The organism is Mesorhizobium sp. HAY1-8B, from assembly GCF_056868045.1.
Genome location: NZ_CP200321.1, coordinates 840,863 through 854,677 on the forward strand (window position 1 = coordinate 840,863; position 13,815 = coordinate 854,677).

A 13,815-nucleotide genomic window follows, 5' to 3' on the forward strand; every position below is an offset into this window, starting at 1 on the left:
CCCGGGATCCATGCCGTGACGCTCGTGCGTTGCAACGGTGCGGAATTCTGCTCCGCCGCCCCCTTCGACATCGGTCGCGGCATGGATCCTCGGGTCAAGCCCGAGGATGACGAACGCGTGGAGGGCTGGAGCCAATCACAGGCGACACCGCTCGGCGGCCAGGAACTTGTCAGCGGCGACCGAGCCAAAGCCATTGCCCTCAATCCACGAAAATCAGCGCCGGCGTTTCCAGCAGCGCCTTGATGCGCTGGATGAACACCGCCGCATTCCAGCCGTCAATGACGCGGTGGTCGAAGCTCGACGACAGGTTCATCATCTTGCGCGGGATGAACTGCGTGCCGTCCCACACCGGCCGCACCATCATCTTGTTGACACCGATGATCGCCACTTCCGGATGGTTGATGACCGGGGTCGTCGCCACGCCGCCCATTGCGCCGAGCGAGGTGATGGTGATGGTGGAGCCGGTAAGCTCCTCGCGCGTCGCCGTGCCGGACTTTGCCGCCTCGGCCAGCCTGACGACCTCGGCGCCGCAATCCCAGATGTCGCGCGCCTCGGCATGCTTGACGACAGGAACCACCAGCCCCGACGGTGTTTGTGCTGCGATGCCGATATGGATGCCGCCATGCTGGTGGATGATGCCGGCCTCGTCGTCGAACAGCGAATTGAGCTGGGGCTGGTCCGCGATCGCCTTGACCATCGCCCGCATAAGGAACGGCAGCAGCGTCAGCTTCGGCCTCTCCACGCCACCCCTGGCAACGCGCTTTTCCTTGTTGAGCGCGGCGCGCAATTCCTCCAGCGCGGTGACGTCGATTTCCTCGACATAGGTGATGTGCGGGATGCGCGACTTGGACAGTGTCATCTTCTCGGCGATCTTGCGCCGCAGACCGACCACCTTGATGTCCTCGACCGTGTCGTTGCGAGCGAGGCCCGATGCCTTGGCCACCTGCGGCCCGCGCGCCAGGAAGGCCTCGATGTCCTCGTGGCCGATGCGGCCGGCTGGGCCGCTTCCCGCGACCTGCCTGAGATCGATGCCTGCCTCTTTCGCGCGCAGGCGCACGGCTGGGGACGCCAGCGGTTTTTCGCCCTCCGGCCGCGGGGCGCCGGAGATGGACGTCTGCCCGATGCTTTTCGAAATGGCCGGAGCGGGTTTCGCCTCCGGGTCACTTTCCTTTGGCTTGGTCTTCGCGTCCGGCTCGGCGCTCTCCAGCTTCGGCGTCGGAAGCTTCACCGGAGGTTCGGCCACCGCTGCCTCGGCCTTGGCGCCACCCTTAGGCGTTACATTGCCCTCACCCGCCACTTTCAGCCGCACGATCGGCGAGCCGATCGCCACCGTGTCGCCGATCTCGGCGCCCAGCCACAGGATCTCGCCATCGACCGGCGAAGGGATTTCGACCGTCGCCTTGTCGGTCATCACGGCGGCGAGCACCGTGTCCTCGCGCACGATATCGCCGACCTTGACGTGCCATTCGACGAGCTCGGCCTCGGCGACACCCTCGCCGACATCGGGCAGCTTGATGATGTGTTCGCCCATCTTAAGCTCCCATGGTTTCAATCAACGCGCGGCCGACCCGGGCGGGACCGGGGAAATAGTCCCATTCCTGCGCGTGCGGATAGGGCGTGTCCCAGCCGGCGACCCGCGCCACCGGCGCCTCCAGATGATAGAAGCAGTTTTCCTGAACGAGCGCCGAAAGCTCGGCGCCGAAGCCTGAGGTCAGCGTCGCCTCATGCACCACGACGCAGCGCCCGGTCTTCTTGACCGAGGTAACAATGGTGTCGAGGTCGAGCGGCAACAGCGTCCTCAGATCGATGATCTCGGCATCGATGCCGGTCTCCTCGGCCGCGGCTTGCGCGACATAGACCATGGTGCCATAGGCGAGCACGGTGACCGCCGAGCCGGCCCTGCGGATCGCCGCCTTGCCGAGCGGCACGGTGTAGTGACCGTCGGCGACCTCACCGAGCTCGTGCTTCGACCACGGCGTCACCGGTCGGTCGTGGTGGCCATCGAAGGGGCCGTTGTAGAGCCGTTTCGGTTCGAGGAAGATGACCGGGTCGGGATCCTCGATCGCCGCGATCAGCAGCCCCTTGGCATCATGCGGGTTGGACGGCACCACCGTCTTCAGCCCGGACACATGGGTGAACAGGGCTTCAGGACTCTGGCTATGCGTCTGGCCGCCGAAGATGCCGCCGCCGGTTGGCATACGGACGACGATCGGGCAGGTGAAATCGCCATTCGAGCGGTAGCGCAGCCGTGCCGCTTCCTGGGTGAGCTGGTCGTAGGCCGGATACATGTAGTCGGCAAACTGAATCTCCACGCACGGCTTCAAGCCATAGGCGGCCATGCCGATGGCCGAGCCGACAATGCCGGATTCGTTGATCGGCGCGTCGAAACAGCGGCTCTTGCCGTATTTCGCCTGCAGGCCCTGCGTGCAGCGGAAGACGCCGCCGAAGAAACCGACATCCTCACCGAACACGACAACGCGCTCGTCACGTCCCATCGACACATCCATGGCGTCGCGGATCGCCTCGATCATGGTCCGTCTCGGCATGGCTCAGACTCCCGCCTGCTGTCGCTGGCGTCTGAGATGCGGCGGCATCTCGGCGTAGAGGCCCTCGAACATGTCGCGCGTCGACGGCTTGCCGCCGGCATGCAGCGTGCCGTGGCTTTCCGCCTCCTTCTGCGCCGCGATCACCGTATCGAGGATTTCGGCCTCCGCCTGCGCATGCCGCTCATCCGACCAGACGCCGAGCCCGATCAGATGGTTCTTCAGCCGCACGATCGGGTCGCCGAGCGGCCAGGCGTCGGATTCGGTCTTCGGCCGGTAGGCGGAAGGATCGTCCGAGCTGGAATGCGCGCCGGCGCGGTAGGTGACGTATTCGACCAGCGTCGGTCCGAGATTCTTGCGCGCGCGCTCCGCCGCCCATTTGGCCACCGCATGCACGGCGAGATAATCATTGCCGTCGACGCGCAGCGACGGGATGCCGAAACCGAGACCGCGCGCCGCGAACGTGCCGGAGCCACCGCGTGCGATGCCTTGAAAGGTCGAGATCGCCCACTGGTTGTTGACGACGTTGAGTATCACCGGCGCCTTGTAGGTGGAGGCGAACACCAGGGCCGAATGAAAATCGGATTCCGCCGTCGAGCCGTCGCCGATCCAGGCCGCCGCGATCTTCGAATCGTTCGAGATCGCGGAAGCCATCGCCCAGCCGACCGCCTGGATATACTGAGTTGCCAGATTGCCGGAGATCGAGAAGAAGCCGTGCTCCTTCGAGGAATACATGACCGGCAGCTGCCGGCCCTTCAGCGGGTCGGCCTCGTTGGAATAGATCTGGTTCATCATGGTGACCATCGGATAGCCGTCGGCGATGAGCAGGCCGGCCTGGCGATAGGTCGGGAAATTCATGTCGCCCGGCTCGAGCGCCTTGCGGAAAGCGCAACTCACCGCCTCTTCGCCCAGATGCTGCATGTAGAAGGAGGTCTTGCCCTGGCGCTGCGCCATCTGCATGCGCGCATCGAAGGTCCGCAGCGTCATCATGTGACGCAGGCCTTCCAGCAGCTCATCATTGGAAAGCAGCCCTGCCCACGGGCCGACGGCTTCGCCATTGCGGTTCAGCACGCGGATGATCGAGAAAGCCATGTCGCGGATGGTGCGCGGATCGACATCGATATCGGGGCGCGGCACCGAGCCGGCCTTGGCGATGGTCACGTTGGAAAAGTCAGGCGTGCCGCCCGGCCGCACTTCCGGCTCCGGAACGTGGAAACGCAACATCCCAGCATCGGCCATGACCTTTGTCCTCCAATGTTGCCTGGCGCCGATATTTGCACATCCGCGCCGCCAGGCCAGAGCGAATTCGTCGGGCAAGCCTTTCGCATCGGGCCAGCGAACCGGCCGATCCAGCCTCCCGAGTACAAGATGAAGATATGTCCGCGAAATTTCTTGTCGATGTTTCATCCCGGCGCGCAATTTGGCGCAAGATTGGCCCGGGGTTTCCGCCAGATAAGGCGATTGGGCGGCAACAGCTGGGTTCCTCTTCCCTCGTGAGGACGTCCGATCGACGGAAGGTGAGAAGCGAGGGTTGGCCAGGCTTGGCTTCCTTCCTCTCCCCCGTCGACCGGGAGAGAGGTGTCGAGTGTCCGGACCGGATAGATAGGTAACAGAATGGACCGACAGCATGGGCGACAGTTTTCCTATCCCCACCGATTGGGGGAGAGGTGGCGTCAAGCCTGCGAACCCGAGTTTCTCCCCTCCCGATCCGACACCCTCGCGAGGAACCCAGGCTGGAGGCCGTTCACCCGGCGCTCACGCTGTGCTAACCACCCTCCATGGCACAGAAGAAAGCTTTCGAGGTCGATTCCTGGCTGGCGCGGCCCGATCCGCGCATCTCGATCGTCCTGCTTTATGGCCCCGATCGCGGGCTCGTTTCCGAGCGCGCGAAGGCCTTTGCCGAGAAGACCGGCCTGCCGCTCGACGATCCCTTTTCCGTGGTGAGGCTCGAAGGTTCTGAGGTCGACCGCGACGAGGGCCGCCTGCTCGACGAGGCCCGCACCGTGCCGATGTTTTCCGACCGGCGCCTGCTTTGGGTGCGCAATGCCACCGGCCAGAAGGCGCTGGCCGAGGACGTGAAGGCGCTGACGGCGGAACCCGCGCGCGATGCCATCATTCTGATCGAGGCCGGCGATCTCAAGAAGGGCGTTGGGCTGCGCGCCATGGTCGAGGGCGCGGACAACGCCATGGCGTTACCGTGCTACGCCGATGAGGCGAGGGATATCGACACGGTCATCGATGACGAGCTGCGCAAGGCCGGCATGTCGATGACGCTGGAGGCTCGGCAGGCACTGCGCCGCAATCTCGGCGGCGACCGGCTGGCTTCGCGCGGCGAAATCGAAAAGCTCATCCTCTATGCCCACGGCCAGAAGGAGATCGGGCTGGAAGAGGTGCGGGCGATGTCGGGCGACGTGTCCGGCGCTTCCTTCGACGACGCCGTCGACGCACTGCTCGAAGGCAAGGTCGGCGATTTCGACACCGCCTTCACCCGCCACTGCCAGTCGGGTGGCCCGCCCTTCCTGGTGCTGTCCTCGGCCATGCGGCAGTTGCAGCAGATTCAAATCATGCGCGGCCAGATGGACTCTGCCGGCCGCAACGCCGCTTCGGTCGTTGCCGCCGCCCGTCCGCCGGTCTTCTTCTCAAGGCGCAAGCTGGTGGAGAAGGCGCTCGATCGCTGGAGCAGCGAGGCGCTCAGCCGCGCGCTGACCCGGCTGCAGACCGCCGTATTGCAGACACGGCGGCGGCCGGATCTTTCGGTGGCACTGGCACGACAGGCGCTGCTGGGGATTGCGGTGGAAAGCGCGAGGCTGGGGCAGCGGTAGGAGAACGCTCTTCCCTGCTTCCATTGGTCAATTCATCATCATGGCGCCCGCCGGCTGAAAGGTTGGCAGCGTCTGTGGAAAGACGAGCACCGCCGCGCCATAAAGCAGCAGGGCGACACCCGACACCTTTGCGATCCCATCTCCTGACGGGAGAGCCTTTTCCACAAGGGTCGGTGCGGCTGGATGCGACCTCCTTGCGGCGAATCGAGGCTAGCACCAGGTCGTACCGACCTCTTCTGGCCTGCCGGCCATCTCCCCCTAAAGGGGTAAGATCAGCGCTTCGGCCTTTTGCCCAATCACCAGCGCCATAAAAGAAAGGCCGGCCTGGCAGCCAGCCCTTGAATCCAAGATAAGTTCGTCGGCTAATTACCGCTCCTGCTTCAACCTCCGGCACAGCTCATCGAGCTGCTCCAGCGAGCGATACGAAACGCGAAGTTCGCCGCCCTTGCCCTTGTGATCGATGGCCACGATCATGCCGAGCGTGTCGGTCATCAGCTTTTCCAGCGCCAGCGTGTCGGTGTCCTTTTCCGGCGCGGCTTGCGCCTGCTTCGGCTTGGAAGGCGTCGGACCCGCCGGCATCTGGGCCAGCGCCTCGGCCTGGCGCACCGAAAGGCCCTCTTCGACGATGCGCTTGGCGAGACCCGCCGGATCGTCCGCCGTCACCAGCGTGCGGGCGTGGCCGGCCGACAGCGCGCCGTCGACCAGCATGTCGCGGATCACTTCCGGCAGCTTCAGCAGCCTGAGCGTGTTGGCGACATGGCTGCGGCTCTTGCCGATGACGTTGCCGAGATCGGCCTGGGTGTAGCCGTGCTCGTCGATCAATTGCTGGTAGCCCAGCGCCTCCTCGACCGCGTTGAGGTCGGTGCGCTGGACGTTCTCGATGATCGCCAGTTCAAGTGCGGTGCGGTCGTTGACTTCGCGGATGATGACCGGGATCTCGGTCAACCCGGCGCGCTGCGCCGCCCGCCAGCGGCGCTCGCCGGCGATGATCTCGTAGCGCCCGGCCTGCGTCGGCGACGGCCGCGCCACCACCGGCTGCACCACGCCATGTTCGCGGATCGACTGGGCAAGGTCGGTCAGTTCGGCGTCGCCAAAGTGCCGGCGCGGGTTTTTCGGGTTCGGGCTGAGGAACTCGATAGGCACCTTGCCATCGGCGCTCATGCCGGGCTTTTCCGGTGCCGCCGGGCGATCGATTTCTCCGATCAGTGCTGCCAGGCCACGCCCCAGTCTTTTCCTCGAAAGGTCTTCGCTCATCTTTATTCCAGGTTCTTCAGATCGTTTCGGTATCGAATCGGCTGTTAATCATGCATCCGATCTAATCAAGCGGCGCGCAATTTACGCTCGCGGCGGATCACTTCCGAGGCCAGTTGCAGATAGGCCTGGCTGCCCGAGCACTTCAAATCGTAGAGGATCGCCGGCTTGCCGTAGGACGGCGCCTCGGACACCCGCACATTGCGCGGAATGATGGTCTCGTAGACCTTATCGCCCATATGCTCGCGCACATCCTGGACCACCTGGTTGGCCAGATTGTTGCGGCCGTCATACATGGTCAGCACGATACCCTGGATGGTGAGGTCCGGATTGATAGACCTGCGCACCTGCTCGACAGTCTCCAGCAGCTGGCTCAGGCCTTCAAGCGCGAAGAACTCACATTGCAGCGGCACCAGCACCGAATCGGCGGCCGCCATCGAGTTGAGCGTTAGCAGATTGAGCGACGGCGGGCAGTCGATCAGCACATAACCGAAACCCGCCGAACGCGCCGAGGCCGCACGCAAGGCATTGCGCAGCCGCAGCACCCGGTCCGGCGCCGAGGCGATCTCCATCTCGATGCCGAGCAGATCAAGCGTCGACGGCACGATGGACAGGCCAGGCACGGCTGTCGGAATGGCCGCGGCTTCCAGCTCAAGCGCGCCCGTCAGCACATCGTAGGACGACACGGTCCGGTCCTTGCGGTCGATACCGAGGCCGGTGCTGGCATTGCCTTGCGGATCGAGATCGACGATCAGCACCTTTTCGCCGATTGCGGCCAAGGCGGTGGCCAGGTTGATGGCGGTGGTGGTCTTGCCGACACCGCCCTTCTGGTTGGCTACGGTGATGATTCGGGGGCCGTTCTTCATCATGGGTTTATGCCAGAAATTCATTTTGGGTCGCCAGATAGCTCGACAAGTCGAAGATCAGACAGGTCGCAGATTTGACAGTTCAAGGATGACGCCATGCGGGTCCGTCACACTGGGATGTTCTACCAGATCGAAGGACCATCGGTTAACGCTTTCTTGCACTTCCGCGCGATAATCCCGGCCTTTGTGGAACAGCCCGCGCGCGCCTGATGTCAACCAGGGCGCCGACAGGTCGAGAAGGACCGAAAGCGAGGCCAGAGCCCGCGCCGTAACGATTTGCGGTGTCGCAACAACACCATGGCTGTCCTCGATGCGGCGCGCGACGACCCGAGCCGGCAGGTTGAACTGGCCGACGACAGTCTGCAGGAACGAAGCCTTTTTGCGGTTGCTTTCCACCAGATCGATAGTGGCCCCAGGGCGCTCGGCGAGCAGGAAGGCCATGACAAGGCCTGGAAATCCGCCGCCGGAACCGATGTCGGCCCAACGCACGGCACCGGGTTCTATGCGGGCGAGCTGTGCGCTGTCCAATATATGGCGTTGCCAGACATCGCCTGAGGTCGACTGCGCCACGAGATTGATGCTGCGGTTCCATTTCTGGAACATCTGTTCGAACGCCACCAGGCGGTCGAATGTTTCACGTGAAACCGGGCCGGCGGCGGCCTCCAGTCTCTCCAGGGAAAAAGAGCTCACGCAACGTCCCTTTGTTCGCTCCGGGGCTTCTGCGCGCTCTCATGATGCCGGACATGAGCGACAATGATCGCCAGCGCCGCCGGCGTCATGCCCTCCATGCGCTGGGCATCCGCGATGGAACGAGGCCGGCGTGCCTGCATCTTCTGCTTCAACTCGTTCGACAGCCCAGGAACGCCTGCGAAATCGACCGTCTCTGGGATCAGCCGACTCTCCTCATGGCGAATCTGTGCAACATCCGTCTTCTGGCGATCGAGATAGACGGAATATTTCGCCTCCGTTTCGAGGCGCTCGGCGGTCTTGGCATCGATCGCGGCAAATTTCGGCTCTATCCTGGCCAGCCAGGCGACATCGACGCCGGGATAGGCCAGCAATTCATAGGCAGACCGGCGCACGCCGTCCCGATTGATCTCCAGCCCGTGCCGTGCCGCCTCATTGGGCGTCATGGCCAGGGCCTTGGCTAGATCTCGCGCGGCGTCGAGACGCTGCATGACATCGCCATAGCGTTGCCTCCGTTGCGCCGAGGCAATCCCCAGCCTCTCCGCCAGCGGCGTCAGCCGCTCATCGGCATTGTCGGCGCGCAGCGACAGCCGGAATTCGGCACGCGAGGTAAACATCCGGTAGGGTTCGCTGATGCCCCGGCTGGTCAGGTCATCGACCATCACACCGATATAGGCCTCGGTGCGGCTGAGCACGATCTGTTCCCCGCCCGCCGCCCGGCGCGCCGCGTTGAGCCCCGCAAGCAAGCCTTGTCCGGCGGCCTCTTCATATCCAGTCGTGCCGTTGATCTGTCCGGCCAGGAACAGTCCGGCGACCCGTCCGGTTTCCAGCGTCTGATGCAGCTCGCGCGGATCAACATGATCATATTCAATGGCATAGCCGGGCTGCAGCATCACCGCGCGCTCCAGCCCCGGAATGGTTTTGAGGATATCGAGCTGCACATCCTCGGGCAGCGAAGTCGAAATCCCGTTCGGATAGACCGTATTGTCATCGAGCCCTTCCGGCTCGAGAAAGATCTGATGGCCGTCCCGGTCGCCGAACTTGACGATCTTGTCTTCGATCGACGGGCAATAACGCGGGCCGACGCCTTCGATGGAGCCGGAATACATGGCGGAGCGGCCAAGGTTGGCGCGGATCAGCTCGTGCGTGGCGGCCGTCGTGCGCGTGATGCCGCAGTCGATCTGCGGTGTCTCGATGCGGTCTGTCATCAGTGAGAATGGCACCGGATCTTCATCCGCCGCCTGCCGGTCCAGTGAAGCCCAGTCAATGGTCTTTCCGTCCAGCCGTGGCGGCGTTCCGGTCTTCAGCCGGCCAAGCCGGAAGCCGGCCCGGTCCATGGTCGCGGACAGGCCGAGGCTCGCCTGCTCGTGCATGCGGCCGGCAACAATCTTCTTCTCGCCGATATGAATGAGTCCGCGCAGGAAGGTGCCGGTCGTCAGGACCACGGCGCCGCAAGCCAGCCTTCTGCCGTCTGCCAGCAGAACGGCGGCGATCTTGCCGTTGTCAATCTCGAAATCCAGAACCTCGGCCTCAACCACATCGAGATCGTTCTGCTGCCGAATCGCTTCTTGCATCGCAAGGCGATAGAGCTTCCTGTCGGCCTGCGTGCGGGGCCCGCGGACCGCCGGGCCCTTGCGCCGGTTCAGCAGACGGAACTGGATGCCGGCGGCATCCGCCACGCGGCCCATCAGGCCGTCCATGGCGTCAATCTCGCGCACCAGATGGCCCTTGCCGAGGCCGCCAATCGCCGGATTGCATGACATGACACCGATCGTGTCGAAGCGCAGCGTTACCAGTGCGGTTCTGGCACCGGCGCGCGCGGCGGCGCTGGCCGCCTCGCAACCCGCATGGCCACCGCCCACCACAACCACATCATAGTGATCGCTCATTTCAAATTTCCCGGACTCAAAGATTGAGGGACACATGTCCCCGCAAGGCGAGCCTGTCAAGAAAACTTCGCGGCAAGTTTCACGTGAAACAGAGTGAGGGTCCACGTGCGGCAGTGTTTCACGTGAGTCAGCAGTGCACCTATGTTTCACGTGAGTCATTGCTGAGAATTGCCGAAGCGTCCCCGATTTCGTCATCCACGGGCAAAGCACGAAGCGGAGATCCGTGAGGGAGACCCGAGGAAGCGGTTAATGTTTCCGCCAATCAGCCCCGTTCGCCGAATCTTTGTTTCACGTGAGTCACTTCCCAATGCAGAACTGTCCGAAAATCACATCGAGCATATCCTCGACATCGATGGCACCGACGATCCGGCCCAGGCGATCCGCCGCCAGCCGCAATTCCTCGGCCCGCAGTTCCTGGCCCGCGCTACCGTCATCTGTGGCGCGAAGCAGATGCCGATTGGCGTCCCCAAGCAGTTCGACATGGCGCAGGCGCGATGGCAGAACATCGCCGATGTCACCGGCAGCTTCCCTCGCGCGTCGGCCGATTTCAGCAAGCAGCGCTTCCACGCCAGTCCCCTTTACGGTTGAAATAACAAGGTCATAGCGACCGGCCGCATCCCGAGCCGTCTGCCTGTCCAGCAGGTCGGCCTTGGTGCCAACGCGCAGCAAAGCTGCTGCACCCGGCAACGGGCCGACATCACCGGGAGACAGAATATCCTCCAGCAGCAGCAAGAGATCGGCACGATCCGCCTTGGCCCGCGCCTTTTCTATGCCGATCGCCTCCACCTTGCCCGGCGCGTCGCGCAACCCGGCCGTATCCGTCAGCCTGACGCGCATACCGTCGAGATCAAGCAGCACCTCAAGCAGGTCCCGTGTCGTGCCCGGTTCATCCGTTACTATAGCTGCATCGCGTCGCGCCAAGGCGTTGAACAGACTCGACTTGCCGGCATTCGGCGCACCGAGGATGACCACCTCGAACCCCTCGCGGATGATCTCGGCGGTGCGAAATCCGGCGACGTGGCGATCGATTTCCGCGATCATCGCCCTCACGTCGGACCAGACCGTATCCGAAACGGAACCCGGCACATCGTCTTCCTCGGCGAAGTCGATCTCGGCCTCGATCATGGCGCGCGCATGGATCAGCCGCCGGCGCCAGCCGAGATAAAGCGCGCTCTGAGCGCCCTCCGCATTCTGGATGGCAAAGCGACGCTGCGCCTCGGTCTCGGCATTGATCAGATCCGCCAGTGCCTCGGTTTCGACCAGGTCGACCTTGCCATTGAGAAAGGCTCGACGCGTGAATTCGCCTGGTTCCGCGTGCCTGACGCCGTCAAAAGCGACGATCGTCTCGAGCATTCTGGCTACAACGGCGCGTCCGCCATGGACATGGAACTCGGCCACGTCCTCTCCGGTAAAGCTGGCCGGGCCCGGAAAGAAGACGACGAGCCCGCTGTCCAGCACGGATCCATCCGGTGCCCTGAACGTGCGCAGAACCGCCGCACGGGCCTTAACCATACCGCCCGCAATCGTTTCGACAACGAATCGAGTCTGCGGACCGGAAATACGCAGCACGGCAACGCCGGCCGGAAGTCGGCCGCTGGACAGCGCTACGATCGAATCGCCTGAAATCATTTGCCCGCTCTGCTGAACCGCCCTAGCTTCCGCCACACGTTGAACCGAGTTACCCCGAGTTCCATTGTGACACTGCCCGCGCAAAACCTGCTTGCCGACGAGGCCAGCCCCTATCTGCAGCAGCACAGCGGCAATCCCGTCCATTGGCGGGCCTGGTCGCCGGCTTCGCTCGAGGAAGCGAAGGCCCTCGACAGGCCGATCCTGCTTTCCGTCGGCTATGCCGCCTGCCACTGGTGCCATGTCATGGCCCATGAAAGCTTCGAGAATGACGCGGTCGCCGCCGTCATGAACCGTCTGTTCGTCAATATCAAGGTCGATCGCGAGGAGCGCCCGGACATCGACCAGATCTATATGGCGGCCTTGTCCTCGATGGGCGAACAAGGCGGCTGGCCGCTGACCATGTTCCTGACCCCGGATGGCAAGCCGTTCTGGGGCGGCACCTATTTCCCGCGCGAGTCGCGCTATGGCCGCCCGGGATTCACCCAGGTGATGGAAGCGGTCGACAAGGCCTGGCGGGAAAAGCGCGCCAGCCTGAACCAGAGCGCCGACGGCCTGACCAGCCATGTCGAAGCGCGGCTCTCCGGCATGCACGCCAAGGAAAGCCTTGACTGCGGTACGCTGAGCGACCTCGCCGGCCGCATCGACGGCATGATCGATCGCGACCTTGGCGGCCTGCGCGGCGCCCCGAAATTCCCCAACGCGCCATTCATGCTCACGCTCTGGCTCTCCTGGCTGCGCGACGGCAACGCCACGCATCGCGACGACGTGCTCATCAGCCTCGAACAGATGCTCGGCGGCGGCATCTACGATCATATCGGAGGCGGACTCAGCCGATACTCGACCGACGCCGAATGGCTGGTGCCACATTTCGAGAAGATGCTCTACGACAATGCGGAGCTCGTCCGCTTCTGCAACTGGGCCTATGCCGCGAGCGGCAATGATTTGTTCCGGATACGAATCGAAGAGACGGTTGAGTGGCTTCTGCGCGAAATGCGCGTCGACGGCGGTGCTTTCGCCGCCAGCCTCGACGCCGACAGCGATGGTGAGGAAGGTCTTTTCTACACCTGGAGCCGAGAGGAAGTGGAAACCGTCCTCGGTGACGATTCTGCATTGTTTTTCAACTACTTCACACTCTCCAGCCCGCATGGCTGGGAAGGCAAGCCGGTTGTCCATCAAACCCGCGCTCAGCAAATCCGGGGCGTGGGCGAGCGCGAACGATTGATCCCGCTCAAGGAGCGGCTTCTCGCCGTCCGGGAAGAGCGGGTCAGGCCGGGCCTGGATGCAAAGACCCTCACCGACTGGAACGGCCAGATGATAGCTGCGCTCGCCGGGGCCGGCCGCTCGCTGAACCGGCACGACTGGATCGAGGTCGCGGCAAAAGCCTTTGCCCATATCGTCGCGGCCGGCCACGACAAGCGCTTGCCGCATTCCATGCTCGGCCGCAGAAAACTCTTCCCCGCTCTGTCGAGCGACTATGCCGCCATGGCCAACGCCGCCATCTCGCTGTTCGAAGCGTCAGGCGATTGGAATTATGTCGATCAGGCCAGCGGGTTCGTCGAACAACTCGACCGTTGGCACGCCGACGCCACGGGGACGGGTTACTATCTGACCGCTTCGGACAGCACTGACGTGCCGATCCGCATCAGGGGCGATGTGGACGAGGCCATTTCGTCAGCCACCAGCCAGATCATCGAAGCGCTGGTCCGGCTCGCCTCCGTCACTGGCGATCTCGACCTGCAGGAAAAGGCCTGGCAGGTCGCCGAGCACGCGGCCGGCCGCGCCGCGCATCAGGCCTATGGCCAGGCGGGCATCATCAATGCCTGTTCGCTTGCAATCGAGCCCCTGAAACTGGTCATCGTGGACAGGCCGGAAGATCCGAAGCTCGTTCCGGTTGCGAATCGATGCCCTGACCCACGCCGCGTCGACATCATTACGACGATTGGTTCGGAGGCGAATCGACCGCTTCTGCCCGGCGGCATCTTCCCGCCGACCAACAGACCAGGCGCCTGGCTTTGTACCGGGCAGGTCTGTCTGCCGGCGGTGACGGATGCGGAGGAACTGGAACAGCTGTTGCGGCGGAGATGAATCGCCAGCCCCGCGCTGGCCCGCTCCGCTGCGCGGATCCGAC

The 13,815-nt window shown here is 63.8% G+C and carries 10 protein-coding genes; 2 read left to right on the forward strand and 8 right to left on the reverse strand.

Annotated features, from left to right (window positions below; all coding sequences use genetic code 11):
* Nucleotides 1–199 precede the first annotated feature (199 nt).
* From AC1VON_RS04225 to AC1VON_RS04235, 3 genes are read right to left on the reverse strand one after another with little or no spacing between them, the layout of a single operon-like run.
* On the reverse strand, nt 200–1,531 hold the full coding sequence (locus AC1VON_RS04225) for a dihydrolipoamide acetyltransferase family protein (protein ID WP_483120553.1): 1,332 nt from the start codon (nt 1,529–1,531) through the stop codon (nt 200–202).
* A gap of 1 nt (nt 1,532) precedes the next feature.
* A complete protein-coding gene (locus AC1VON_RS04230) occupies nt 1,533–2,546 on the reverse strand; it encodes an alpha-ketoacid dehydrogenase subunit beta (RefSeq protein ID WP_172347793.1) in 1,014 nt (337 codons plus the stop codon).
* A 3-nt stretch (nt 2,547–2,549) separates the two neighbouring features.
* Entirely contained in the window at nt 2,550–3,782 is a 1,233-nt protein-coding gene (locus tag AC1VON_RS04235; RefSeq protein WP_172347792.1) for a 3-methyl-2-oxobutanoate dehydrogenase (2-methylpropanoyl-transferring) subunit alpha, read from the reverse strand.
* Between the two features lie 539 nt (nt 3,783–4,321).
* Here AC1VON_RS04235 and holA point away from each other — a divergent pair.
* Nucleotides 4,322–5,365, forward strand: coding sequence for a DNA polymerase III subunit delta (holA, locus tag AC1VON_RS04240; protein WP_483120555.1), 1,044 nt, complete (start codon nt 4,322–4,324; stop codon nt 5,363–5,365).
* Nucleotides 5,366–5,731: 366 nt separating this feature from the next.
* On the opposite strand, the gene AC1VON_RS04245 is transcribed toward holA, so the two are convergent.
* The 5 genes from AC1VON_RS04245 to mnmE form a co-directional block, all read right to left on the reverse strand.
* Nucleotides 5,732–6,619: a ParB/RepB/Spo0J family partition protein gene (locus tag AC1VON_RS04245; RefSeq protein ID WP_172347790.1), complete on the reverse strand. Its 888-nt coding sequence runs from the start codon at nt 6,617–6,619 to the stop codon at nt 5,732–5,734.
* A 65-nt stretch (nt 6,620–6,684) separates the two neighbouring features.
* Complete coding sequence (locus AC1VON_RS04250; RefSeq protein ID WP_172352811.1) at nt 6,685–7,485, reverse strand: ParA family protein; 801 nt, start codon at nt 7,483–7,485, stop codon at nt 6,685–6,687.
* A 54-nt stretch (nt 7,486–7,539) separates the two neighbouring features.
* Nucleotides 7,540–8,172, reverse strand: a complete 633-nt coding sequence (rsmG, locus tag AC1VON_RS04255) for a 16S rRNA (guanine(527)-N(7))-methyltransferase RsmG (RefSeq protein ID WP_483120558.1) — start codon at nt 8,170–8,172, stop codon at nt 7,540–7,542.
* Complete coding sequence (mnmG, locus tag AC1VON_RS04260) at nt 8,169–10,058, reverse strand: tRNA uridine-5-carboxymethylaminomethyl(34) synthesis enzyme MnmG (protein ID WP_483120560.1); 1,890 nt, start codon at nt 10,056–10,058, stop codon at nt 8,169–8,171. The genes rsmG and mnmG overlap by 4 nt, the downstream gene beginning before the upstream one ends.
* Nucleotides 10,059–10,355: 297 nt before the next feature.
* Nucleotides 10,356–11,687, reverse strand: a complete 1,332-nt coding sequence (gene mnmE, locus AC1VON_RS04265; RefSeq protein ID WP_483126268.1) for a tRNA uridine-5-carboxymethylaminomethyl(34) synthesis GTPase MnmE — start codon at nt 11,685–11,687, stop codon at nt 10,356–10,358.
* A 66-nt stretch (nt 11,688–11,753) separates the two neighbouring features.
* On the opposite strand from mnmE, the gene AC1VON_RS04270 reads away from it, so the two are divergent.
* Nucleotides 11,754–13,772: a thioredoxin domain-containing protein gene (locus AC1VON_RS04270; RefSeq protein ID WP_483120562.1), complete on the forward strand. Its 2,019-nt coding sequence runs from the start codon at nt 11,754–11,756 to the stop codon at nt 13,770–13,772.
* Nucleotides 13,773–13,815: the final 43 nt, after the last annotated feature.

What these genes read in the sequence shown, in the direction of transcription:
- AC1VON_RS04225 (WP_483120553.1), bottom strand. Translation starts at nt 1,531, where the DNA reads ATGGGCGAACACATCATCAAGCTGCCCGATGTCGGCGAGGGTGTCGCC.
- AC1VON_RS04230 (WP_172347793.1), bottom strand. Translation starts at nt 2,546, where the DNA reads ATGCCGAGACGGACCATGATCGAGGCGATCCGCGACGCCATGGATGTG.
- AC1VON_RS04235 (WP_172347792.1), bottom strand. Translation starts at nt 3,782, where the DNA reads ATGGCCGATGCTGGGATGTTGCGTTTCCACGTTCCGGAGCCGGAAGTG.
- holA (WP_483120555.1), top strand. Translation starts at nt 4,322, where the DNA reads ATGGCACAGAAGAAAGCTTTCGAGGTCGATTCCTGGCTGGCGCGGCCC.
- AC1VON_RS04245 (WP_172347790.1), bottom strand. Translation starts at nt 6,619, where the DNA reads ATGAGCGAAGACCTTTCGAGGAAAAGACTGGGGCGTGGCCTGGCAGCA.
- AC1VON_RS04250 (WP_172352811.1), bottom strand. Translation starts at nt 7,485, where the DNA reads ATGATGAAGAACGGCCCCCGAATCATCACCGTAGCCAACCAGAAGGGC.
- mnmG (WP_483120560.1), bottom strand. Translation starts at nt 10,058, where the DNA reads ATGAGCGATCACTATGATGTGGTTGTGGTGGGCGGTGGCCATGCGGGT.
- mnmE (WP_483126268.1), bottom strand. Translation starts at nt 11,687, where the DNA reads ATGATTTCAGGCGATTCGATCGTAGCGCTGTCCAGCGGCCGACTTCCG.